The sequence below is a fragment of the Vibrio sp. R15-SG3-ISO1B genome (assembly GCF_059833835.1).
The window spans coordinates 59,039-83,114 of sequence record NZ_JCBDGG010000033.1 but is presented as its reverse complement, the minus strand read 5'-3'; the positions used below and the strand labels follow the sequence as shown (position 1 = coordinate 83,114).

The following is a 24,076-nucleotide window of genomic DNA, read 5'->3' as shown; positions in this document are numbered from 1 at the left end:
AAGGATGTAACGAATTGCGTTGCATAACCCTCGTTGGCATTAAGCTGACGAACCATAATGATATAAGGATATGGTATGAAAAAGCTTCTCGCAGTGGCAGCACTGGCTTCAACTCTTCCTCTCTCAAACGTCGCAATGGCCGATTCTGATATCGGTTGTGGTCTAGGTACCATGATTTTTGATGGTCAATCTGGCAAAGTCTTCAAAGTGCTAGGCGCCACAACAAACGGTACGTTCGGTAACCAAACCTTTGGTATTACATTTGGTACATTGGGATGTGATGGCAACGGCACGATCAACTCAGCGCAGAAATTAGCCCTGTTTATCGATGGCAACATGGACAATCTTGCGCGTGACATCGCGAAAGGCGAAGGTGAAACGCTCGCGACACTTTCTGAAGTGTGGGGCATCCAAGAATCAGATAAAGGCGCGTTCAATACGCTAGCGCAAGAGAACTTCTCGCAAGTGTTCCAGTCTGAAAACGTCACCTCTGAAGAGGTGTTCACCAACCTCAACGCCTTGGTCTCAAGCGACCAAACACTGGCCAACTACGCGATTTAATCCTCGCTTAAAAGGCGCTGCACGCTTGTGTGGCGTCTTTTATCCCCTCAAACTTGTATTGAATATCACTGTAACACTCGTATTATCAGCATGTTGGCGTTAAAGTCATCGCAAGCCGATTTAGGATCTCCCCGACCACCTATGAAAAAACTGATGCCACTCACTGGCGCTTTACTTGCACTTTCTTCCCCTCTTTGCTTGGCGCAAGCCGAGTCGCCGACTGAGGTCGCACTAGACGTCGCAACGTTAGCTCACTCTTCATATTGGCAGAAACTGGGCCACTATCAGAGCCATTGGTCTGGCCGTATAGAGAGCCAAGTAGATTCGGACGAATTCTTTTTCTCTGCACAGGGTAAGCGTTCGCCAGAGCGAGAGCTTGAGGCGACTATTCATGCGTTCTATCAGCAGAAGGAAGCACAAGCCCACATTGCAAGGTGCCAATTTCCCGCACGCTTTACTTGGCTTGAAGAGCAACAAGGACGACGAGCGACGCTCGACTGCCCGGAGTTGGAGACATGGAAGGCGGTACTGGATCCTCAAGGACTCACACTGGTGTTTCCTACTGCTTTTATGAATAACCCGTCCTCCATGTTTGGCCACACCCTGCTGCGCGTCGACGCCAAAGACCAGACGCGTCATAAAGAGTTAGTGGCGTTTGCGGTGAATTTCGCCGCGGAGCCGGAAACGCAAGACAACGCAGCACTCTATGCGATGAAAGGGTTGTTTGGCGCTTATCCAGGTCGCTATACCGTGATGCCCTATTACAGAAAGGTAAGGGAATACAATGACATCGAGTCGAGAGATATTTGGGAATACCCCCTCAACTTAACAGAAGATGAAGTGGAACGGGTCTTACTGCATCTCTGGGAAATGCAGCAAGCTCAATTTGATTACTATTTCTTGGATGAAAACTGCTCTTACCAACTGCTCGCTCTTTTGGAATTGGCTCGTGAAGATCTCTATTTAGTCGATCAGTTCCCCGTTCAGGCCATTCCTTCGGATACAGTCAAAGCCCTCGCTGCGCAAGATCTGTTAGCCGCGCCGCAGTATCGTGCGGCCTTTGGTACACGCTTACTGCATCAATCGCAGTCGATGAGTGATGAGCGCTTTGCTGCGGCGCAACGCGCAAAAAAGGGCATCTACCCTAGCGCATCAGAATACAGTGATGCAGAACGTGCGGCGATCCTTGAGTTCGCCTATGAGTGGCTTAACTTTGAGCTCTACGACCTAGGGTTAGAACGCGACCCTACCGCCAAACAGCTCACCGATCTTTTGTATCAACGCAGTATCATTAAAACCCCCTCACCCTTCAGCGACGTCCCCGTACCTAGCGTATCGCCTGAAGATGGGCATGGTTCTGCGCGTGTCGGGCTAGGCTACCGCTACTCCGATCTCAACCGTCATCGGCTGACCTTAGATTGGCGCGCCGCGTATCATGATCTATTAGACTCGCAAGCTGGATTTATTCCCGGCGCACAAATTAGCTTTCTTGATGCGCAAATGAGCCTTGATGACAACGGCACAAGCCGGTTAGAGAAGCTGTATGTTATTGACGCAATGGCGCTTGCGCCGAGTAATCGCGTCTTCAGCAGTTGGGCATGGAATATTCGCACAGGCTTTGACAGACAGCCCGATAGCACCAACACGTCCAGACGCTGGTTCGGCCAAGGGGGAGTGGGAAAGGCATGGGGGGACCCCAATCTCGTACACGGCTATACGCTGCTCTCCGCTGAATTAAGTGGTGGTGCGCTGACCGACTACCAAGCCACTCTCGGCGCAGGGGCTGAGGTGGGCCTGCTCTATCAAATCAATCAGGCGCATAAAGTGAGCGTACAGGGGCAGTACCTTAGTCTGTTCGATTCTCCTGCCTCTCACAAAGCGCAAGCCAGTACCCACTGGCATTGGTCCATGACGTCAGATTTCGCCCTTCGCAGTGAAGTAAGCTACCGGCACTGGCATCGTGACGAGCTTCTCGCGCAGTTGACGGCTTACGTTTATTACTAACGTTATCCCTTAGCCGCCTGTGCTACACTGGGCGAGCATGCCCCATAACAGCATCCAATTGGGGTTATCATGCTCACCAAGGAACACGCTTTACTATGACCATTCAACACGGTTTTTTACTGACACGCCAAGCACGCGATGTTGGACGCCGCACTCAAATTGACCTCTGGCTCTCTACCGTGCAAGGGCCGATGCAACTGGTCATTGAGGGCGAAAAACCCGTGTTCTTTATCCCGCAATCGCATATAGACCAAGCGCGCGAGATCAACTTACAGCATGGGTTCGATGCCACTATCCAACCCCTCGAACTGAAAGACTTTACCCACACCCCTCTCGCGGCTTGCTACAGTGCCACCATTCAAACGGCGACGGCCTTCAGCCAACAGTTGAAGCAGCAAGATGTCCTCGTTTTGGAAGACGACATCCGCCTTGCGGATAGATTCCTCATGGAACGATTTATTCAAGGTAGCGTAGAGTTTGTCGGTCACGTAGAGCAAAAGTCAGGCTATGTGCGAGTCAGCAACGCCAAATGTCGCCAAGGCCAATACACCCCAACGCTCCATGTGGTGTCGCTTGATATCGAATGCTCCGAAAAAGGCCAACTCTATTCGATCGGGTTAGACAGCCCCAAAGACAGTCGCGTGATTATGGTGGGTACGCCACAAGCCGCCGATACTCCGATAGAGTGGGTCAGTGATGAGAAAGCCCTCCTCCAAGCTCTGGTTCACTGGTTCCAAACCTATGATCCCGATGTGGTCATCGGATGGAACGTGATTGATTTTGACTTTCGCTTGCTCGATAAACGAGCCCAATGGCACAAGATGGCGCTCTACTTAGGGCGAGGCAACCAAAAAGCCTACTTCCGCTCATCTGCGTCGACCGGCCAAGCGTTCATCTCGATCCCAGGTCGCGTCGTCATGGACGGTATCGACACGTTAAAAACCGCGACTTACCACTTTCGCAGTTGGTCATTGGAGTCCGTTTCTCAGGAGCTTCTTGGCGAAGGGAAACAGATCCACAACGTCCATGATCGCATGGATGAAATTAACCACATGTTTCGACACGACAAACCCTCTCTCGCCCGCTACAACCTGCAAGACTGTGTATTGGTCAATAAAATCTTCGCCCATACCCATTTGCTCGATTTTGCCATCGAACGATCGCGGTTAACCGGTGTTGAGTTGGATCGCGTCGGAGGCTCTGTCGCCGCATTCACCAACCTCTACCTACCGCAGATCCATCGCGCCGGTTACGTGGCACCCAACTTACAGCCTGAAAACTGGTTAGCCAGTCCCGGGGGCTATGTGATGGATTCAATCCCGGGTTTGTACGATTCGGTGCTGGTGCTGGATTTTAAAAGCCTCTACCCTTCGATCATTCGCAGCTTTCTGATTGACCCAATCGGGCTAGTCGAAGGGCTGAAGCTTGAGGTGGGTAAAGAGGCCCACCACGCGGTGGAAGGCTTTCGTGGCGGCCAGTTCCACCGCAGCACCCACTTTCTGCCTACCATGATTGAAACCTTATGGGCCGCACGCGATAGAGCGAAGAAAAACAATGAAAAGGCCTTTTCTCAGGCCATTAAGATCATCATGAACTCCTTCTATGGTGTATTAGGCTCCTCGGGCTGCCGCTTCTTTGATACACGCCTCGCCTCTAGCATCACCATGCGCGGCCACGAGATCATGAAGCAGACCAAACGCCTGATTGAATCCCAAGGCTATCAAGTGATCTACGGGGATACCGATTCGACCTTTGTGTCACTAGGGACAAGCTTAAGCCAGCAAGAAGCTGATGCTATAGGCCAGCAACTGACCACACACATTAATGCGTGGTGGAGTGAGCATCTTAGCCAAGAATACGGTTTAACCTCGATGCTTGAGCTGGAATACGAAACCCATTACAAAAAGTTTTTGATGCCAACGATACGCGGCCAAGAAACAGGGTCGAAAAAACGCTACGCAGGATTGATTGTCACCGAGAGCAACGAACACCTGGTGTTTAAAGGATTGGAAAGCGCCCGTACAGACTGGACGCCACTGGCACAGCGCTTTCAAAATGAGCTCTATCGCTTAGTCTTTCACGGTGAGGATCCGTGTCAATACGTTAGAGATTGTGTCGAGCAGACGTTAGACGGGCGCTTTGATGAGGAGTTAGTGTATCAGAAAAGGCTACGGCGCAAACTTCATGAGTATCAAAAGAACATTCCGCCTCATGTGCGAGCCGCTCGAATGGCGGATGAAATAAACGCGCAACTTGGTCGACCTTTGCAATACCAAAACAAAGGCCGAATCGAATACCTCATCACCACACAAGGGCCTGAACCCAAAGAGTATCGAAAGAGTCCGATTGATTATCAGCACTACATTGATAAACAACTCAAACCCGTCGCAGATGCAATTCTGCCCTTTATCGGGCTCGACTTTGCACGCTTGAGTGAGCCTCAACTTGGCTTGTTCTAACCGATTTTAAATTCCGTCTTTTGGTACTGTTTGACCAACCAATCACCAAAGGAATCCAACAGACCCACCACAGAGCGTTTAGGGATAACACGCCCAGACAGTAAAATCCCCAAGCGCTCAATGTCGAGCTGCTTTTCAGGATGGTAGCGTAAGAATTGCTGGCCGCACTCAATGGGATCATCGAACCACTGTTTGTCTCGAACCATCACCAATGAGTAGCTTGCTCGGAGCAGCTTTTTGGCGATGATGATTTGAGCATGACTTTGGTCTTCGGGTTTGTTGCTGCGCGCAATTCGATTGCGGTACACGGCAATCCAATCCTCGACGTCCATGTTCCACTGCTTAGCGATTTCCCAACTCGGCTCATAATCGCCAAAGCACTCCGAGAGATCTTCACCATGAATACACACCGCGCAATGACGCAATAAAAATCCCCAAGAAAGAATACCCTCTAAACTCGCCACCTCACTGGCTAAACCAGTTTTAAAAGCAACCCCAGTAATAAACGGATAACGCTTTTGAAAGTGAAATTTGATGGTATTAAACAGAGATGACCGCGAATCGCTAAAAGAGCGATGCGTAATCACGATGACATCCATATTGGACTTCCCTTCGACCGCCGTTTTACGCGCCACGCTGCCATAGAGATAAACGCTGTGGAGATTGTCACCCAGCCCACTTTGTAAATAGGCCATCAGCTCCCCTATTGCAGGCTGATAACGAGCTTGGAACGGTTGAGTTGGGTCGATAACGGGAAGAGGCATGCGGTAACAGTCTGAACTTATTGTCAATCAATGGTGACTTTAATGATCGCTCACACGCTCTGTGCAATCAAGTTATTCCTTCTCAAAGAATAACTGATATATAATGCGCCAAAATACACCCATATGAAGGAAAACGTTCATGCCTAAGGCAAGTGAGCTAAAGAAAGGTTTTGCGATTGTATCTAACGGCAAAACGCTACTCATCAAAGATATTGAAGTGACGACTCCTGGCGGTCGCGGCGGTTCAAAAATTTATAAACTGCGTTGCACTGATCTCACGACTGGTGCTCGCGTTGATGAGCGCTACAAGTCCGATGACGTACTTGACACTGTCGACATGTTCAAACGCGCCGCAGCATTCTCATACGTTGATGGTGACGAGTACATTTTCATGGACAATGAAGATTACACTCAGTACACCTTTAAACGCGATGATATCGAAGATGACTTGCTATTCATCACTGAAGAGATTCAAGGCTTACACGTGGTTTTAGTCAACGGCAATGCGGTTGCACTTGAACTGCCCGCTTCAGTTGAACTTGTGATTGAAGAGACCGACCCATCGATCAAGGGTGCGTCAGCATCTGCTCGCACCAAGCCTGCTCGTTTCTCGACTGGCCTTGTCGTGCAAGTACCTGAGTACATAGCCACTGGCGATCGCGTCATCATCAACACTGCTGAACGTAAATACACAAGCCGAGCGTAATATGTCTGATCTCATTTCTTACGATGACACCATTGACACGGCCTACGACATCTTTCTAGAGATGGCTCCCGATAATCTTGAGCCCGCAGATGTGATTCTGTTTACGGCGCAATTTGATGACCGTGGTGCTGCCGAACTGGTTGAAACCGGAGAAGATTGGGCGGGCCATGTTGGCTTTGATGTCGACAAAGAGACGTATGCAGAGGTTCGGGTTGGACTCGTCAATGAAGACAATGACGTGTTGGATGACGTATTCGCACGTCTATTAGTCAGCCGCGATCCAGAACATAAGTTTTGCCACATCCTGTGGAAGCGCGACTAACCCCCACTCTTGTATCGCCATGGCATAAAAACAAAAATCCCCGAGTCAAAGACTTGGGGATTTTTTATGGAATTCGGACTGCCATCATCGCACAGGGCGCTGTTTGTCAGATCAACCTTCTGTTTTCACATTTTCAACTCGGGCTTTCAGTTTTTGCCCAGGACGGAAGGTGACTACACGGCGTGCACTGATAGGAATGTCTTCACCAGTTTTCGGGTTTCGACCTGGTCGTTCATTCTTATCACGAAGATCAAAATTTCCGAACCCTGACAGTTTTACCTGTTCGCCACTTTCTAGAGCTTTACGAATCTCTTCGAAAAACGCTTCAACCGTTTCCTTGGCATCCCGTTTACTGTATCCAAGCTTTTCAAACAGGTTTTCAGCCAAATCGGCTTTTGTGAGCGCCATAAAACTTTCCTCAAAGCTGTGTTAAACATAGTTGCGCCAAGGCAACACCCAGTACTTTCGGTAAGCCAATCAACAACATATCGGCGTTACTTTGAAAAGTGTATGCCAAGCTTCTGATTTTCGCCAACTTTTTTATCTATCTGCCTATCACTTGGCGAGAAAGCCAACAGTGACGAAACGCTAAGCATCAGAATTATAAATAGATTTTAACGCAACTTAGCGATCAATCATGCCAAAATTCTGTGAAAAAATCGTCCAATTCTAGTGGATAATGTCATTTTGATAATCAAATCAACAACCCAACACTTAAGTTGCGTTAGATCACAAAACTATCGCAATCCAGATTTTGTTGCATCGCACACCGAACCACGCTCATCATTTCTTGGGATTAAGATCCAACCAGAATATTAACCAAGTTGCATTTGCGCAAATTATGTGAAACAACAAGAGTGTTCACATAACAATAAACACGACAACGTCATGGCGACCAACCGCTCCCGAGCAAACAGCCCCCTATCGGTGAGACCAATTTCTGCGTCCGTTTCTAAAGAGGAAGCAAAACATGCTTGGTTTTATCAGGTAGAAGAAAACTATGCCGAAGAGGCGAATGTGTTTTTTCAAAAAGCACTGGATTGTCGTGTACGCGCTTTAAAACTCTGCCTTTCGTATGATGGTTCACCAACTCTAGAGCAACAACTCTCTTCCCGCGCTTACTTTGATTCACTCGCCCTCCCACAAGGTGAACTGAGGTACTATGATTACCAAAAACTAAGCACTCCAGAGCTCTCCAGAACAGACGCGAATCATCACAATCAGAGCGGTCATCGATACTGCCAACCTAACGATAAAAACAACGCGCAATCACAACATCGTCAACCCATGGTGAAATCCAGAACTCATGCTTAATTTTGTCCTTCAAGAGCTTATGTACCCCAAGGCCATCGTGCTGTTTATGACAGCGATGTTGGTACTGACTTGGTCTAGTTACTTCTGTTACTCACTGTATAAAAAGCACGGTGCAAGCAGTCTTAACAGCTATCTTTACTATGTGACCTACACATTTGGCTTGTTTATTTGGATTGTTAGTAACTACTACTTTCATACCGGATTGCTGCCATTGCTCGGAGAGAAAACGGCGGTCTTGATGGCGATTGTCGCCAATATTTCTGCGCTAGTCGCCTTCGCTTCTGCGTATCATTTTACCGCTAAGCTGCGCACCTATTACGCAAGTAAACGCGTCCCCGTGTTCCAATCCATTGTGGCTTGGAGCGTATTTGCTTTTGGTTTGGCTTGTAACCTTTTACCGGATTTGACCGTACAAGGCGCCTCTATTTCAGGCCCCAGTCAGTTCGTATTAGAGTTTGGTCCGTATACTCAGCCCTTTTTCCTCGGTTTGGCCACCTTAGTGGTGCTGACGTTTATCAATCTGCTCTCTCTAACGGCAAGCGAAAACCGTATTCAACGGACTCGAATCAACTACATGATTCTTGGCATGGCCATTTTTATGTGCTCAACGGCGGTCATTCAGCTTGGCTTTACTTATTTCCTCAATGACTTCTCGTTGACTTGGCTACCACCTGCACTGTCTGTCAGCGAAATGCTCTTCATGGGCTACGCGCTGCTTACCTCTCGCTTTTATAGCTCGCGCTATATCCTGTATATCGGTTTGAGCTTCGCCGTGACACTGTTCGTCTATTTTTCTGCCATCACCTTACTGCCCATATTTGATGATTCACACGCGTTTGAGGTGGTCACCATAGTCGCGATTGTTGGCTTATCTTGGTCCAAACTTTACCGCAGCTTGCAACGTTCCATTAGCTATATTGTGTATGGCGATCCCGTGTCTCCGGTGGAAAAAATCATCAAGTTGGAGAACGAATTTCATCACTCACCAACGCAAGCGATGGACAAACTCGCTCGCTACCTCGATGTACCTGAAAATAAACTGCGCTTGTTGGATGACTTTCAAGGAGCAAGCTTTTACCGTGATTACTTTGAAACCCACACCGCACCACTTGTGCTCGATGAGGTGGAAGAAGCGATGGCGAAAAGTGGCAGTAGCAAACTGAGTCAAGTTCGCTCAGCGATGAAAAAGACACAATCCGCCCTAGTTCTGCCTATTTATGAAGGTCGAAATAAACTGTCGCATGTCTTGGTCTCAAGTGAGAAAGATGGCGGATTAAACTTCTCCTATGAGGAACTTGAAGCGCTGCAACGGGTGCTCTCCAAAGTTCAAGCGCACATCAACTACGAACGTAAGGTCAAACAGTCTCAGGCATTAGCCAATTCCATTGCACATGAAATGCGTAACCCACTCAGCCAAGTGCAGTATGAGTTTGAGCATCTCAACTTAAAAATTCGCCATTTGCCCGCCCATTTTGAATTGATGACACACGTCGACAGCGGCAAGCAAGCCGTCCTGCGTGGCCGCCAGCTGATCGATATCATATTGCGAGAGGTGAACAGTGCCTCGCTGGATCAAGAGCCCGCGTTGGCAACATCGATCAGCGCCTGCGTGCGCAGCGCTGTCGAAAACTATGGCTTTGACGATGAACCCACTCGCCGCCGTGTCCACCTAAAACTGAATCAAGATTTTGTCGCCAAGGTAAACGAGACACTGTTTAATTTTGTTATTTTCAATCTCCTTCGCAACGCCATTTACTATTTTGACTCTTACCCAGATAGCCACATCACCATTGAAACCGTGCTTGGGGAGAACGACAACCGGCTCGTTGTCACTGATACTGGCCCAGGTATTCCAGCGGATCTTCTTGAGCGTATTTTTGATGATTTCTTCAGTCACCGTAAGAGTGGTGGTAGCGGGCTAGGTCTGGGCTATTGTCAACGCGTGATGAAAGCGTTTGGTGGGGCAATTCAGTGCCGCTCAGAACAAGGTAAATTTACGGAGTTCACGTTAAGCTTTCCCCCCACCACGCAAAAGCCCGTTATAACGCCGAATAAATCAACGCCCGCCGCTGAGCCTCCAAATAAAGTAAAACCGCGTGATCGCCAAGTGGTTTCGAGCCCTACCGCTCCGGGCGCGCCAGTGGTGTTGGTGGTGGATGATAAAGAAGTGCAACGCGCGTTAGTCAAACTGTACGTGGAACAACTGGGCTATCGAGTGATTATGGCAAATAACGGTCGAACCGCGCTCGACATCATTCACGATAATCCCGTTGAGTTGGTGTTTATGGATATCCAGATGCCGGTCATGGATGGCTTTGAAGCCTCGAGACGCATCAAGGAGTCTTACCCAAGCATTCCTATTATTGCGCTCAGCGGAGAGGCAGAGAGCGCCAGTGTAACGAAAATGGCCAAGCTGATGGATGGTCGCCTCACCAAGCCAGCTACCAAAGAGGCCTTGGCGAGTGTGCTCAACCGTTTCTTTAACAAAGAAGAAGTGTTGTAACGATACGCAGTGAGGCGTTCTCCCTCACTCACCTAGACGCTCAAGCACTTTTTCACATAGCTGCTTGAGCATCACCATCTCTTCCAGGGGTAAATTGATTTTACATGACAGCGCAGTGGGCACGGTAAGGGCTTGCTGCTTCAACGCTTTTCCGTGCGAGGTGAGATTGAGGACCCGCACGCGCTCATCACTCTCACTGCGCGCTCGTTCTACAAACCCTTTGTTTTCCAAACGTTTTAACAGTGGCGTCAAGGTCCCTGAATCGAGGTATAACCGAGCACCCAGCTCTTTGACACTGACGCCATCTTGCTCCCACAGCACCATCATCACTAGGTATTGCGCGTAAGTGAGATCCAATGCATCCAGTAGCGGTCTGTATGCTCGGCCAACTGCGTTAGCCGCACTGTATAGTGGAAAACAGACTTGATTCTCGAGTTTTATTTTATCCTCATCACTCAAGGGGGGCGTCAAATGACAAGTGTCCATAGCATTAACCTTAAAAATAAATTGTGCACAATATAGTTGCAAAACAACTTGGGTTCGATATATGATTGCAAACAATTAAATTGCGCACAACTTAAATAACCAAGGAGATACCTATGAGCACACTCTACAAAACTCAAGCAACCGCATCTGCTGGCCGTAACGGTCAGGTTCAAACTGACGACGGTCAACTTTTGCTTAGCCTTGCTTATCCGAAAGAGATGGGTGGTACCGGTGCAGCGACCAACCCAGAGCAACTATTTGCCGCAGGTTATGCCGCCTGTTTTTCTAACGCTCTGCTCCACGTTGCGCGTGAAGGCAAGGTCACATTGAAAGAAGCGCCAGTGACCGCTGAAGTCGGTATCGGTCCAAATGAGCAAGGTGGCTTTGCACTCACCGTGAGCTTGAACGTCGCACTCGCTCTCGACGATGCGCAAGCACTAGAACTGACGAAAATCGCTCACCAAGTGTGTCCATACTCCAACGCCGTTCGTGGCAACATTGACGTTAATGTCACGGTGAATGGTCAAGCACTGTAAACCAATCCCTACAACAACAACGCCGACCCATTGGGTCGGCGTTGTTGTTATAGAATGTATATTAAATCAAATTGGACGTCTAGATGTTTACACGCCCATAAAAAACGAGTAAGTTAGTTTTATTCATCTGAGACAGGGAAAGGTTGAAATAAATTAATGATCGAGCTTAAGCATCTGAAAACATTAGTATCACTGCGAGATACCGGATCACTCACCGCAACCGCAACGTCACTGCACTTGACCCAATCGGCCCTTTCTCATCAAATCAAAGATCTCGAGTCTCGCATAGGCAGTCCGCTCTTTTTGCGTAAAACTCGTCCGGTGAAATTCACTTCTGAAGGACAAATCTTACTTCGTGTCGCCGATGAGGTTCTGCCCAAGCTTGCGCGCGCAGAAAATGAGTTGGCAAGCCTCAAAGAAGACGTCAACGGACGCCTGCACATGGCGATAGACTGCCACTCCTGCTTTCAGTGGTTGATGCCTGCGCTGCGTGAGTATCAAATTGCATGGCCCAGTGTCACACTCGATTTTTCATCGGGTTTCTCGTTTGAACCCCTACCCGCATTGATCAGTGGCGAGTTGGATCTGGTCATTACTTCAGATATTCAACCACGCTCTGAAATTCACTATGAACCACTCTTCGACTTCGAAATGCGCTTGATCACCTCGACCACGCACCCGCTTGCGACAAAAAACCGTATCGAGCCACGCGATCTTGAAGGCGAAACCATGATTTCCTATCCAGTGCAGAAAAAACGCTTAGATGTAGTGAAACACTTTTTGACTCCGGCAGGGGTGGAGCCGGCAAAGTGGAAACAAGCAGACAATACGCTGATGTTGGTGCAGATGGTGTCCGCGGGGCTCGGTATCGCGGCGTTACCTAACTGGGCAATCAGTGAGTTTTCTCGTCAGGGTTTGATCACCAGTATTCCTTTGGGATCCGGACTGTGGCGTCGGCTGTTCGCGGCTACCAGAGACAGTGATAAGGGCAAACGCTATTTACAAGCGTTTTTCCATACCGCTCGGCAACAGTCGAAAAGTCATTTAGAGGGCATAAAAACGGTGTAACCTCTAAAGGTTACACCGAGACAGTTCGTCGCGCCGATACCTGGCTTCGCTGTCAAGCATTGAACCGACATCGACGCTGAATTGAGTGAAGTCCTATCGTTGGTTCGACTTGAACTGGTTGGTGAGCGGGTCATATTGGTAGCCAAGCACATCCAATTTGCCAATCACTGTCTCTGCATCCATTTCATAGGTGCTTACCAACTCTTCGAGACTGTCACATTCCAGTCTCAGTTTCTCGTTCACGATACCAAGTAAAATCGTGCTATCGAAACGGCCAACATTACTAAGATCCATCGCTGCGCTCCTTTGTCGTGTTGATAACACAAGCTTAGACCTTCAGCAGAAAAATAACAGTGACCGAGACTAAAGAACGAATAAGCCCTGGTTAACCGTCACCGCACCCAGCAGCATCACCAGTGCAACCGCCAACTGCGGCTTAGTGATGCTTTTACTGAGCAACATATGCCAGCTCCAGACCACCACAGCACTGATAAGCAGCGCAAAACTGACCAGCAACGGCTGCGTTGCCATGGTGAGTGTCTGCTCGTCCAATGCCGACGCTTTAAGCAGCACAGCAATGCTCATCATCATCGCAGAAGCCACCCCCGCGACAGGTAAAATTCGATGAAACGCTTGCAATCTCGTTTTTGCCACCGTCAACAGCAAATGGGCAAACAATCCGCCTAGCAACACAATCTGAACCAAAACACTCAATCCAGAGGCAAAGCTCGATTGTTCAGTTATCATGATTCCAACGTAAGCCAGCGCTAAACCATTCGCCAAGTACATCACCCATAACGGTCCTTGCACTCGTGTTTTCTTAGTTTGAACCTGAGAATAGAAATAGCCGATAGCGAACACCACCATCATGGCTTCAATACGTAAGGAGGCGACCGCTAACCACAAAATCGCGATCGCGGGTAATACCTTATGAATACGCCCACGCTGGCCCGGGCAGATGTCCCCTTTAACGAGAATAAGGGTTAATATCAATTGCGCGCCGAGCAACATCGGTGCGAAAGAGGCAAGCAAATCAGGAATCATAATCTGTCAGATAATTGAATGAACAAGGCGCGAATCATAACAGACTGGTGAGATGCTTCAATACAGTGCGCTGCTCGACAATGCCTTTGAACGCGCCTTCCTTGTCGACCAACACCCAGGGAAAGTGCGGGTACTGCTCCAACAGTGCCGCCATACTATCGAGCGGGGTTTGCCAATAGATGATCGCCGCAGGCGGCGACATAATACGGTTCGCGGTTTTCAGCCACATGTTGCGCTCTTTGCTGCTTTCTAAATCGGTGCCCATGGTGGGCGTCAGGTGTAAATTCATCGAAGCGCGCTCTATCACACCCAGACATTCCCCTTCATCGATCACAGGTAAGGCTTGTATCGTTTTGTCCTGAAATTTCTGATAAATCAGTGACAGCGCCACCGTGGGGCTAAGGTGGCTGACATTGGGCGACACCAAATCCGCTAATGATGGCTCACCACTGCTTGATCGTGGCGCGTCGGGCAATTGGCAGTAGTCCTCAACCAGTCTAAGGTCATCAAGGCTCATCGGCTTTGAGAAGTAGTAGCCTTGAACATAATTGACGCCAAGACTGGCAATCACCTGGTACTCTTGTTCCGTTTCCACCCCCTCTGCCACGACCCTGAGGCCAAGCTTTTGCGCTAACTTAGTGATGGAAGCCACCAAATGGTACTTACGGCTGGTTTCACTGATGCCACTCACAAACACCCGATCAATCTTCAACACATCAAAATAGCTGCGATTGAGATACTCAAATGACGCACTGCCTGTGCCAAAATCATCCACGGCGATGAGCACACCTGCCTCTCGTATCGCCGACAACATCGATTCTTGATAGCTGTCACTCTCAAAATAGGCGCTTTCGGTAAACTCTATGGTTAATCGATCAGGGTCAATTTTCAATCTGTCCACCATCTGCACCGTACGGCCCAAGACTTCACCAATATCGTGTTTTGAGTTGAGGGAGCGGTTAACAGACAAGCCCACTTGAGCGCCAAAGCGCTTTTGTAATTCGGGCAGCATCGACATTGCTCGATGGCAAATCATATCGTCGAGCTCGACGATCAAATCGAGATCTTCAATGACACTCACCATCTCTTGCGTATTAGTGTTCAATTGATCATTGATAGGAAAACGGCACAGCGCTTCAAACTTATCAATCTGACCCGATTTAATATCAACCAAAGGCTGGAAGTGGACATCCACCAGACCACCTTTCACGCACTTGATCGCGAACTCCTCCAACGCTTTCTTGCGCTCTTGCGCTTGATGCATCTCTCGGTCGAAAAACGCAATACGTTTGCCTTCACTCTGGTTGAGCTCCAGTAACGCCTGAGTCGCATGTGAAATCAAACGCGAAGGGTTATTCGCATCGACACCCAACACCGATACCCCGGTTAATCCGTCACGCAATGCCAAGGCAATCTCCCCTTGGGCACGCTTGAAAAGGTGAAAAAAGTTCTTCACCGCTTTACGTACTTCTCGAATTCGCCCTTCGGCCGTGGATTCCGCTATCGACAAACACACCGCAAAACGACCATTACCCAAATAGCCGCAGCTTGCCACTTTGGTGCTCTCAATCAAATAACTGGCAAATTGCTTTTTGACTTGATGCGCTTTATCGGCAGGAAACTTTGGCTGCAATACCAACATCACCGCATTCAACGCATCCGGCGCTTGTTCACATTGCTGCTCCAGTTCGGCAATGAAACTGTCTCGCGAGGGTAATAAGGTCAGTAGATCAATACCATCGGTTTCCAAGCCATCAATTTTATCGAGCTGCATGGAGAGATCAGACGTAACACCAATATAGATACGCTCGCCACTGGCACGCTCAATTGCCGTAATTGAAAGCTCTTGTGGTACGGTGGAGCCATCCGCTTTCAAGGTGATGATCGGCCCGCTCCATGCCCCACAACGATTGACACTCGCCCACATCGCTTCATAAAATTCGTCACTCAACTTGTCGGCATTAAAAATACTGGTTTTCAAACCCACAATTTCATTGAGTAAATAGCCAGTATTTTGTTCGAAGCGACGATTACACGCCAAAATGCGAGTTTGCGCGTCGGTGATGACCACACCGCGCGTCTCACTTTCAAATGCGGAGCAAAACAGGTCACTGGCGTCCGAGCGGGAACCGATCACCAGACGTGGAGAAAAGCAGCCTGAAAGCACGTTGGTCGCTTCTCTGTTGACGTCAAACTCAACGTAAGCGAACACGGCATGAGGGATCAGCAAACAACAATGGAACCTGTCCATCTCACCGGTTTTCAGCACCGACTTGAACACACTATGACAGCGCTTACGGTGTAACGTAGGAAGCAGCTTGAATAACTGCTTCGCCGAAACGCTCGCCACATTCTGACCAAACAACAGCTGCATCGCATCGGGATCGCAACTAAAAGTCTGGTTGTTAAGGTCCAAACGCCAATCAAACGTGCTGTACTTGGGGTGATTAGAAGGCTCTGCTGTGGTTTCAAGCGCATGCACTTGAAAATTCTCTTCCATGCTCGTAAACACCTGTGTGGTTTATGTTGATGAGGTTAATTTTAGACTGGATGCTCGAAATTATCCGTTAACCTGCCGTGTTTATACGTAAAAAAATGAGGGCTATGTTGAGGTAGATAGATGAATGACAAGCCGCTATAATTCGCGCTCCCTGGCACAGAGAGCAAAATATGTTCAACGATATTACCCCGATTCACCAACACAAAAAGTACTGGGCCGAGTGTTTTGGCACCGCGCCATTCCTTCCGACCAGTCGCAAGGAAATGGATGCTTTAGGTTGGGATAGCTGTGACATCATCATCGTCACAGGCGACGCCTATGTAGATCATCCCAGTTTTGGTATGGCCATCATCGGGCGTCTTTTGGAAGCCCAAGGGTTTCGTGTCGGGATTATTGCTCAGCCAGAATGGCAAACCAAAGACGCCTTTATGGCGCTTGGCAAACCTAACCTTTTTTTCGGCATCACCGCTGGCAACATGGACTCGATGATCAACCGTTACACAGCGGATCGCAAATTACGCCATGATGACGCCTATACCCCAAACAACGAAGGGGGCAAGCGCCCAGATCGTGCCACACTGGTCTACTCGCAGCGCTGTCGTGAAGCCTACAAAGGTGTGCCTATCGTACTGGGGGGTATTGAAGCCAGCTTACGTCGCCTTGCGCACTACGACTACTGGTCAGATAAAGTGCGTCGCTCCATTTTGTTTGATGCCAAAGCCGATATTTTGCTGTTTGGTAACGCAGAACGCGCACTGGTTGAAGTCGCACACCGTTTAGCCGACGGCGAAGCGATCGCGGATATGACCAATATTCGTGGTACCGCGGTGAACTTGGCGGCCGAGCCAGAAGGTTACACCATCATCGACTCATCACGTATTGAGAAGCCCCGTAAAGAGGCGTTTATTCCGCCAAACCCTTACGTGGTGGAAGAGCAGTGCGACACCAAAGCGAAACAAGAAGAGACAAAGCCACAACCGATCACGATTCGCCCTTCGCGCCACGATGCGAAAACCACCGCAGTACGCCTGCCTCATTTTGAAAAGCTCAACAATGACCGCATACTTTACGCGCACGCCAGTCGCATCATGCACCTTGAGACAAACCCGTACTCAGGACGCGCTCTGATTCAAAAACACGGTGACCGAGAGCTATGGGTCAACCAAGCGCCAATTCCTCTGACCACAGAAGAGATGGACTACGTGTTTGGTCTGCCTTATGCACGCGTGCCTCATCCGATGTACGGCAAAGCAAAAATTCCTGCCTATGACATGATCAAGACGTCAGTCAACATCATGCGTGGCTGTTTTGGCGGCTGTTCATTCTGCTCCATTACCGAGCACGAAGGCCGCATCATTCAAAACCGCTCTCAAGAGTCTATTTTGAATGAGTTGGAAGAAATTCGAGACAAAGTGCCTGGCTTTACCGGAACTATTTCTGATTTGGGCGGCCCTACGGCTAACATGTATCGCCTCGGCTGTAGCGATCCGAAAGCGGAAATCAACTGTCGTCGTCCATCGTGCGTCTTCCCTGGCATCTGTAATAAACTCAATACTGACCATAAGCACACCATCGACCTTTACCGCGCGGCGCGCAAAGTCGAGGGGATCAACAAGGTGATGATCGCCTCTGGTGTGCGTTATGACTTGGCGATTGAATCCCCAGAGTACGTTAAGGAGTTGGTTACGCACCACGTGGGCGGCTACCTGAAAATTGCACCAGAGCATACCGAGAAAGGTCCGCTTGATCTGATGATGAAGCCGGGCATGGGTGCCTACGACCGTTTCAAAGAGATGTTCGAAAAATACAGTGCAGAAGCAGGCAAGAAGCAATATCTGATTCCCTACTTCATCTCCGCCCACCCTGGCACAGAAGATGAAGACATGCTCAATCTCGCCCTTTGGCTGAAAAAGAATGACTTTGAGTGCGATCAAGTGCAGAACTTCTACCCATCACCGATGTGTAATGCGACCTCAATGTACTACTCAGAGACGAATCCACTCAAGCGCGTTAAATATAAGCAGCGTGAAGTGGTGCCCGTTGCGAAAGGAGAGCGCCAGCGTCGTTTGCACAAAGCTCTGCTGCGCTATCACGATCCGCAAAACTGGCCACTGATTCGTGAAGCGCTGATCAGCATGGGTAAAAAGCACCTGATCGGTGACAAGCCGAGTTGTCTCGTTCCGGCTGAAGACATTTCCGCCCAGACGCCTGCACAACGCAGAAAGTCCGGACGTCACGGCTCCAATCGCTTTGCTACTAAGCACACGAAATCTCAGCCTGGCTTTGAAAAAATGCATGGCAGTGAAAAAGGTAAAGCGAGTAAAAACAGCGGAAATAAGAAAGGCAAAGCGCCAGCGGGTAAAGCCTCACGCGATCATGTGATTGCAGAGCAAGGCCGATCCAATGGCCAAGGCAAGCGAAAACCCAAACACCGCTAATAAATGATGATCAAAAAAGGGGCAAACGCCCCTTTTTTTTAATCTCTATTTTAAGCAACGCGGTAGAAATACCGTTATGCGTTGGCTTTTTCAAACTCAGCCATAAAGTCCACCAAGGCTTGTACACCCTCGAGCGACATCGCGTTGTAGATCGATGCACGCATCCCTCCGACCGCGCGGTGACCTTTGAGTGCGACCAAACCGCGGGCTTTCGCTTGCTCTAGGAACAGACTGTCCAACTCCGGCTTTTTCAGTTGGAAAGGCACGTTCATGCGTGAACGGTTGTCGGAATGCACGTTGTTGATGTAAAAATCTGACTGGTCAATGTAGTTGTAGAGTGTCGCGGCTTTTTGTTGGTTGATTTTCTCCATAGCCGCCACGCCCCCTTGCTCTTTCAACCACTTAAACACCAACCCAGAGAGGTACCAAGCAAACGTCGGCGGTGTATTAAACATCGACTCTTTTTCCGCCAAAATTTTGTAGTTTAAAAAGCTTGGCAGCACCTCACTGGCAAGCTCCAGTAAGTCATCACGTACAATCGCGATACAGATACCGGCTGGGCCAATGTTCTTCTGCGCGCCTGCGTAAATCACCCCATATTTCGACACATCAATCTCACGTGACAAAATGTTGGAGGACATGTCCGCCACAATCGGCTTGTCAGTCACGGGCAGTTCGCTGATCTCGATACCATCGATGGTTTCGTTAGGACAAAAATGGACATAAGCACTGTCTGCATCGATACGCCACTCGCTCGCGGCGACAACAGCAAGTTTGCCGTCTTTCTCTGTTTTTGCAGAGAATGCATCAACATCACAGTACTTCTGCGCTTCTTCTATCGCACTTTGTGCCCAGTAACCGGCATCGATGTAGGTGGCTTTTCGCGCATTACCGAGCAAGTTAAGCGGTACAGCAGCGAACTGAGCGCGCGCGCCACCCTGGCAGAAAAGGACTTTGTAGTTGTCTGGGATATTAAGCAGATCACGTAAATCCTGCTCAGCTTCCTCAGCGACTTGAATAAACTCTTTACTGCGATGGCTGATCTCCATAACCGAAGTGCCAAGCGCGTTCCAGTTAACAAATTCTGCTTGCGCTTTTTCCATCACGGCTTTAGGTAGCGCCGCTGGACCTGCACTGAAGTTATATACGTTGTCCATTTCACATTCCTTGATCATTCTGAGAGATTGCTAGGATTAATAACACGTTTTCTGCGAGATAAAAAGCAAGAAAAGAGGTGTTACGACCTCTTTTCTTGCTTAGTGGTTTGTTTTCCTAACTATGGCTGCATCATTGCAGAGAGAAACAAAGTCATCAAGGGTATTTTCTGGCCATTGTTAAACACCAAATTCCCCTGCTCGAGGGTGGCTTGGATTTGGTAGCCTTGCTGGGTTTGTGAGATAAACTCCATCACAATCGCTTCATCAACACCCTGCTTAATAAACGGATACTGTTCAACAAGTTGGTTGGAGAAAAAGGTATTAATCTCGCCCGTCAACGCTGGGATTACCATCATAGGGTTTTGTGAGATGCCAGAGGTACCTTCTGGTACTGCCACAGTCCAAGTAGAATCGAACACTGCGCCGTCACCCAAATCGACATCCAATTTGTTCATAGTGAGATAAAACCCCTTGGTAAACAGGGTCTCAACTTGGGAAATTGCTTGCTCAATCTCATTTTCACTGAGAACAGGGTTGTTTTGATAGATATTCACTAAATGGTCGAACGATTCCATATCTAAACCACCAAAAGTCAGATCGAAACCAACACTTTTCACTTCGCCCTCTTGACCGATAACATCGTTAAGACGAACAACATGCTGACTGCTGACGGTTTGATTCACTTCGTCCATAGAGCTGGTGACGCGGTATTGACCTTGCTTGAGGCCAAGCCACACCGCTTGAGCCGGATCCGTCAACGTCACTTCATCGACAGATAGGGTCTGCTCACCTAACCAAAAGCTGCCCTGTTTCTTACCACTTCCACTGCCTTTTAAACCCACAATATGCAGCGACTCGCCGTGGTTAAAGTCGATATCCGCAGCGGGCATATCCAGCTCGTAGCTCACTTCACCTAGCACAGTGATCTGACCGCTCAGCGTCGATGGCGACATCGACAACACCGCGTTATCGGCCCCTTGCGCGACATAATTCCAACTGTCCATAGATACGGTATAACGAGTATTGCCGTTGAGTTGGGTTGAGGTGTGCAGCGTCAATGGAATGGCTTCTAGCCCTTCGATGACCGAATCGGCGTCAAGGCTCACCAAGCCATGAGTCAAATCACTGTGAACGATAAACTCGCTGGGTAAGCCATCTTGAGCCATTTGGGCGGCGAGCTCTTGATCGTGAATCACATAGCGGGTGGTCACCTTTGAGGAAAGGTAGCCTCTATCGTAACTGACGACGTCGGCACTGATGGCCGCGCTGTTTAGGTGACGAATGCCATCTTGAATAACATTTTGACCAATTTGCCCCACGGCCAATGGCCAACAAAGGGCGAGAGAAATGGCACCACCGATGGCGCCAATCTTTTTAAGCTGATGCATGTACGTGTCCGATAAGGAGATTTGTCCCAAGTCTACACCAAAAAACATTGAGATAAATCAGAGTATTGTCTTTCTCTCGATTTTGGCAAAGATTCTATTACTCAGCTCTCAACATGGTTTGGTAAGGCTTGTTACAGTGGATCATGTGTTGGTTTCCAAAAAATGAAAACGCCGTGAATCATTACGCATTATTGTGCCTTGACAACAACCCTGTGAGCGTTGAAATCCTGCGACGTGAACTTGCGACCTTTGCGCCTAAATTCGACATTTACACTGCCGATACCATCGAGGACGCCCACTCGATTCTCGAGTTCTGCATCGAGAGACAACAGGAGATGGCGTTAGTGATCGCCAGTCACCATGAGCAGTTTGATGGCGCCAGCTTCTTGATTCACCTTGATAAGTCCCCTCAAACACGCTTAGCAAGAAAAGTGCTCGTCAGTTGTGGGCAGGATATTCAAGCCATTTTATCCGCAGTCAATGATGGCCGCCTTGACCACTGCTTAACCAAGCCTTTGCAAGATAATGTGGTCGAACGTACCGCATTGAAAGAACTGACCACATTCGTGCTCGAAAACGATTGCGACAATCTGCTCAGCTATAGCCAAGTTCTAGACCAACACCGCCTACTTCGCGCCCACATCGATCAGAAGATGCGAAGCTATCGCGAGGGCTTTATCAGCGATCACCACACGCTGACCGACCAACAATTAGCAGAACAAGTGACCGGTGCTCTGCGCGAATTTTTTGCTGACCAAGATGATACCAACGCATGTCGTACCTACTCCGCCGACCATCTGTTAACCAAAGAAGGCGAGGAAAACCGCTTTCTGTGGTTCATCACCGAAGGCCAAGTGGCACTGTACAAAAAAGATGATCTCGGCATTCAGCGTGAAGTCGTCCGACACAGTCAGGGCAGCATCGTGGGCGGGATGTCCTTTGTCACCGGCGAAGCGTCATTCTCGACCGCCATAACTTTGACGAAAACAGAAGTCATCAAACTCGATCGTGACGTCTTCGCCAAAGTCATGCACTCCAATACTGCGCTGCTGCCACTATTTACCAATTTACTACTGCGCCATTTCAATCGCCGTTTGCAACGCAGCATTACCACCAAACTTGAGTTGCAAAAAACCCTGGAGTCGCTGGAACTGGCCCACCAACAACTGATCGAAAGAGAAAAAATGGCCATGTTGGGACAACTTGTTGCAGGGGTTGCCCATGAGCTCAATAACCCGATTGCCGCAATACTGCGCGGCACAGATACCATCACTGACAAAATCCATCAGTTGATCGCCCATCAAGGGGACGAGCCGATACAAGCATTGGGGAGCGAGATTCTCACTCATGCCCTGACTGCACGGCCCCGCTCCACCTCACAAGAGCGCGAGCTCGCCGCCGCCGCTGAAAAGCGCGTCTCTGATCGCCGCGTGGCAAAAAAGCTGGTCAAGCTAGGGCTTAATGAGGATGAAGAGTGGTTAACGCGCGCAAAACGTCACCCGCAGCAGACGCTAAGCCAACTCACCGATCTCGAAGCCTATCAACTCACGGGGGCTACTCTGCGCTCGATCCATGTCTGCGCGCAGCGCATTGCAGATATGGTCAAGAGCCTGAAAGGTTACGCGAGACCCGATGATGAATCTTTTCATTTGAGTGACATACACGAAGGGTTGGAAGACACCTTAGTGATCTTTGAAAACAAATTAAAATTCCATCATGTTGAAAAGCACTATGGCGACATCCCTCTCATTTCCTGTCAGCCTATCGCGCTGCAACAAGTGTGGACCAATCTTATCTCCAACGCGATTGATGTCTTTCCTGCCAAAGGTGTGTTGGAGATCTCCACCACCCTTCATGACGACAACTGGCTAGAAGTGGCGTTTAAAGACAACGGATGTGGTATTCCCAAAGCGCAACTGGATAAAATTTTTACTCTCAATTTCACCACCAAAAAAGAAGGCAATTTTGGCCTAGGTATTGGCTTATCGGTCTGTCAGCAAATTGTCCTGCAACACGGTGGCAGGATAGAAGTGGTCTCACTCACCGAAGAGGAGTGCCACCATCACCCAGAGTTGGCCCCCTATACTAAGATGTCGGTTTGGCTGCCAGTCAACCCCATGTCTCACACAACAAGGACTCATGTATGAACAACTATCTCATTTTGTGCGTGGATGACGAGCGAGAAGTCCTCGATAGCGTAGTGCAAGATTTGGATTGCTTTGAAGAGACGTTTGTACTCGAGGCGGCAGAGTCGGTCGCAGAAGCCAAACAGATCATTCAGTCGGCGGCTAAAGAAGGTACCCGTTTGGCGCTGATTCTCTGCGATCACATTATGCCAGAGCAGACGGGCATCCAGTTCCTGATTGAATTGAATGAGCAAGAAGAGACAAAGTCGACGCGAAAATTACTTCTCACCGGACAAGCGGGGCTAGAAGATACCGTGGAAGCGATTAATCACTCGAGCCTCGACTTTTACATCGCGAAGCCCTGGCGCGGAGAGGAGTTGCGAAGCGTGATCAAAGAGCAACTCACCCAATTTGTAATCGACAATGAGCCCAATCCGCTCCACTGGGCATCGACGCTCGATACAGAAGCCATCTTTGCCGCGATAGCGAAAAACCGTTTGGACTTGGGTGAATAAACGACCACCTTAGCCATTCACTGGCTAAATCTTGGCATATCACTTGCTAAATGCTAGATATATCGACAAAACAATGACATTTAGTGTAGTGGCATTCGCTATGATGCATTATTATGTTGACACATCGTCATAGCGACACTCTCGCTAAAGACCAAGGAAATTAACAAGATAAAGGTTTATCGTCC

20 protein-coding genes are annotated in these 24,076 nt (G+C 49.0%); 12 read left to right on the top strand and 8 right to left on the bottom strand.

The window, feature by feature from the left end; all coding sequences use genetic code 11:
* Positions 1-75: 75 nt before the first annotated feature.
* From AC6R0S_RS09960 to AC6R0S_RS09950, 3 genes are all read left to right on the top strand, one after another.
* The gene (locus AC6R0S_RS09960) at positions 76-561 is read left to right on the top strand and encodes a DUF3015 domain-containing protein (protein ID WP_334550671.1); all 486 of its coding nucleotides are present in this window, start codon (positions 76-78) and stop codon (positions 559-561) included.
* Positions 562-702: 141 nt separating this feature from the next.
* A complete protein-coding gene (locus AC6R0S_RS09955) occupies positions 703-2,565 on the top strand; it encodes an Lnb N-terminal periplasmic domain-containing protein (protein WP_500637829.1) in 1,863 nt (620 codons plus the stop codon).
* 95 nt (positions 2,566-2,660) lie between these two features.
* A complete protein-coding gene (locus AC6R0S_RS09950) occupies positions 2,661-5,024 on the top strand; it encodes a DNA polymerase II (RefSeq protein WP_500637828.1) in 2,364 nt (787 codons plus the stop codon).
* On the opposite strand, the gene AC6R0S_RS09945 is transcribed toward AC6R0S_RS09950, so the two are convergent.
* Complete coding sequence (locus AC6R0S_RS09945) at positions 5,021-5,788, bottom strand: nucleotidyltransferase domain-containing protein (protein ID WP_500627956.1); 768 nt, start codon at positions 5,786-5,788, stop codon at positions 5,021-5,023. The genes AC6R0S_RS09950 and AC6R0S_RS09945 overlap by 4 nt on opposite strands.
* A 139-nt stretch (positions 5,789-5,927) precedes the next feature.
* Here AC6R0S_RS09945 and yeiP point away from each other — a divergent pair, with 139 nt between their 5' ends.
* A complete protein-coding gene (yeiP, locus tag AC6R0S_RS09940; RefSeq protein ID WP_334550677.1) occupies positions 5,928-6,494 on the top strand; it encodes an elongation factor P-like protein YeiP in 567 nt (188 codons plus the stop codon).
* A 1-nt stretch (position 6,495) separates the two neighbouring features.
* Entirely contained in the window at positions 6,496-6,816 is a 321-nt protein-coding gene (locus AC6R0S_RS09935) for an HI1450 family dsDNA-mimic protein (RefSeq protein WP_334550678.1), read from the top strand.
* 111 nt (positions 6,817-6,927) lie between these two features.
* Here the strand turns inward: AC6R0S_RS09935 and ihfA are convergent, their stop codons facing one another.
* A complete protein-coding gene (gene ihfA, locus AC6R0S_RS09930) occupies positions 6,928-7,224 on the bottom strand; it encodes an integration host factor subunit alpha (RefSeq protein ID WP_334550680.1) in 297 nt (98 codons plus the stop codon).
* A gap of 480 nt (positions 7,225-7,704) precedes the next feature.
* Between ihfA and AC6R0S_RS09925 the strand changes: the two genes are divergently transcribed.
* Both AC6R0S_RS09925 and AC6R0S_RS09920 read left to right on the top strand, forming a co-directional pair.
* The gene (locus AC6R0S_RS09925) at positions 7,705-8,130 is read left to right on the top strand and encodes a hypothetical protein (RefSeq protein WP_500637827.1); all 426 of its coding nucleotides are present in this window, start codon (positions 7,705-7,707) and stop codon (positions 8,128-8,130) included.
* Positions 8,123-10,633, top strand: coding sequence for a response regulator (locus AC6R0S_RS09920; RefSeq protein ID WP_500637826.1), 2,511 nt, complete (start codon positions 8,123-8,125; stop codon positions 10,631-10,633). Before AC6R0S_RS09925 ends, AC6R0S_RS09920 begins: the two co-directional genes overlap by 8 nt.
* Positions 10,634-10,657: 24 nt before the next feature.
* Here AC6R0S_RS09920 and ohrR read toward each other — a convergent pair whose 3' ends face one another.
* Positions 10,658-11,119, bottom strand: coding sequence for a transcriptional regulator OhrR (ohrR, locus tag AC6R0S_RS09915; protein WP_500637825.1), 462 nt, complete (start codon positions 11,117-11,119; stop codon positions 10,658-10,660).
* 113 nt (positions 11,120-11,232) lie between these two features.
* On the opposite strand from ohrR, the gene ohr reads away from it, so the two are divergent.
* Complete coding sequence (ohr, locus tag AC6R0S_RS09910; RefSeq protein WP_500637824.1) at positions 11,233-11,655, top strand: organic hydroperoxide reductase Ohr; 423 nt, start codon at positions 11,233-11,235, stop codon at positions 11,653-11,655.
* 156 nt (positions 11,656-11,811) lie between these two features.
* Entirely contained in the window at positions 11,812-12,723 is a 912-nt protein-coding gene (locus AC6R0S_RS09905) for a LysR substrate-binding domain-containing protein (protein WP_500637823.1), read from the top strand.
* A gap of 93 nt (positions 12,724-12,816) precedes the next feature.
* On the opposite strand, the gene AC6R0S_RS09900 is transcribed toward AC6R0S_RS09905, so the two are convergent.
* The 3 genes from AC6R0S_RS09900 to AC6R0S_RS09890 all read right to left on the bottom strand — a co-directional run bounded on the left by AC6R0S_RS09900 (position 12,817) and on the right by AC6R0S_RS09890 (position 16,267).
* A complete protein-coding gene (locus AC6R0S_RS09900) occupies positions 12,817-13,017 on the bottom strand; it encodes a DUF4250 domain-containing protein (RefSeq protein ID WP_334550693.1) in 201 nt (66 codons plus the stop codon).
* 69 nt (positions 13,018-13,086) lie between these two features.
* On the bottom strand, positions 13,087-13,767 hold the full coding sequence (locus AC6R0S_RS09895; RefSeq protein ID WP_500637822.1) for an HI_1241 family integral membrane domain: 681 nt from the start codon (positions 13,765-13,767) through the stop codon (positions 13,087-13,089).
* Between the two features lie 34 nt (positions 13,768-13,801).
* The gene (locus AC6R0S_RS09890; RefSeq protein WP_500637821.1) at positions 13,802-16,267 is read right to left on the bottom strand and encodes an EAL domain-containing protein; all 2,466 of its coding nucleotides are present in this window, start codon (positions 16,265-16,267) and stop codon (positions 13,802-13,804) included.
* Positions 16,268-16,437: 170 nt separating this feature from the next.
* On the opposite strand from AC6R0S_RS09890, the gene AC6R0S_RS09885 reads away from it, so the two are divergent.
* Positions 16,438-18,705, top strand: coding sequence for a YgiQ family radical SAM protein (locus AC6R0S_RS09885; protein ID WP_500632476.1), 2,268 nt, complete (start codon positions 16,438-16,440; stop codon positions 18,703-18,705).
* 74 nt (positions 18,706-18,779) lie between these two features.
* Here AC6R0S_RS09885 and serC read toward each other — a convergent pair whose 3' ends face one another.
* Both serC and AC6R0S_RS09875 read right to left on the bottom strand, forming a co-directional pair.
* The gene (gene serC, locus AC6R0S_RS09880; RefSeq protein WP_500632477.1) at positions 18,780-19,862 is read right to left on the bottom strand and encodes a 3-phosphoserine/phosphohydroxythreonine transaminase; all 1,083 of its coding nucleotides are present in this window, start codon (positions 19,860-19,862) and stop codon (positions 18,780-18,782) included.
* 119 nt (positions 19,863-19,981) lie between these two features.
* Positions 19,982-21,250, bottom strand: coding sequence for a DUF945 family protein (locus tag AC6R0S_RS09875; protein WP_500632478.1), 1,269 nt, complete (start codon positions 21,248-21,250; stop codon positions 19,982-19,984).
* A 173-nt stretch (positions 21,251-21,423) separates the two neighbouring features.
* On the opposite strand from AC6R0S_RS09875, the gene AC6R0S_RS09870 reads away from it, so the two are divergent.
* Both AC6R0S_RS09870 and AC6R0S_RS09865 read left to right on the top strand, forming a co-directional pair.
* Entirely contained in the window at positions 21,424-23,397 is a 1,974-nt protein-coding gene (locus AC6R0S_RS09870; protein WP_500637820.1) for an ATP-binding protein, read from the top strand.
* Positions 23,394-23,891, top strand: a complete 498-nt coding sequence (locus AC6R0S_RS09865; protein ID WP_500631594.1) for a response regulator — start codon at positions 23,394-23,396, stop codon at positions 23,889-23,891. Before AC6R0S_RS09870 ends, AC6R0S_RS09865 begins: the two co-directional genes overlap by 4 nt.
* Positions 23,892-24,076 lie beyond the last annotated feature (185 nt).